This is a genomic window from Paracraurococcus ruber (assembly GCF_004353985.1).
GTDB lineage: Bacteria > Pseudomonadota > Alphaproteobacteria > Acetobacterales > Acetobacteraceae > Paracraurococcus > Paracraurococcus ruber.
In genome coordinates this window covers 1-754 of the sequence record NZ_SMOA01000643.1, presented here as the reverse complement: position 1 = coordinate 754, position 754 = coordinate 1, and the positions used below count along the sequence as shown (strand labels likewise).

General features: G+C 81.0%; 1 protein-coding gene. It reads left to right on the top strand.

The window, feature by feature from the left end:
• Window positions 1-538: hypothetical protein (locus E2C05_RS33775; protein ID WP_205083292.1), on the top strand; the 538-nt coding region annotated here is incomplete at its 5' end.
• Window positions 539-754 lie beyond the last annotated feature (216 nt).

Genomic DNA, 754 nt, shown 5'->3' with positions numbered 1-754 from the left:
GGTGCCCGGCCCGGCGCCCGCGCCGCCGGCCGCCGCCGGCATCGCGGCTGCGGCCGACCCGGCCCTCGCGCTGCGCACCGGCTTCGCCGGCACGCTGTTCCTGGTGAACGCCCTGGCGCAGCTGGACGCGCCGCGCCTGCTGCTGGCGGATCCGGCGGAGGCGGGCGGCTGGCGCCTGCTGCGGGCCGTGGCGCATCGCCTCGGCCTGCCCGAAGAGGATCCCCTGGACGGCTTCCTGCGCGCCCGGGTGGAGGATGCCGGCGGCGACCCGGCGCCCGGCCATCCGCTGGCCGCGCCCCTGGCGGAGGCCGCCGCCGCCCGCTTCGGCGAGGTCTGGGGCCCCGGCCTGATCGCCGCGCCGGGCCGGTTGCACGCCACCCCTACCCATCTGGACCTGATGCTGCCCGCCAGCGCCCTGCGGGTCGAGCTGCGGCTGGCCGGCCTCGACCTCGATCCCGGCTGGGTGCCCTGGCTCGGCCGCGTCATCGCCTTCCGCTACGAGGGCCTGCCCACCACCAGCCTGGACCGGCGGCCATGAGCGGCGCGGGGATGTCCCCGGCGCGGCGGCCGCGGGCATGAGCGCCGCGCGCGCCACCCCCCGCCCCGCCCCGGCCGGCCATGCCGTGCTGCTGGCCCTCGGCCTCGCGGCGCTGCGGGAATTCGCCGCGGCGCAGGCGGCGGGGGAGGAGGCCATGCCCCTGCTGGCGCCGGAGGCGGCGGCGGCGCTCGGCGATCTGGGCCTGCCGGAGGCGGC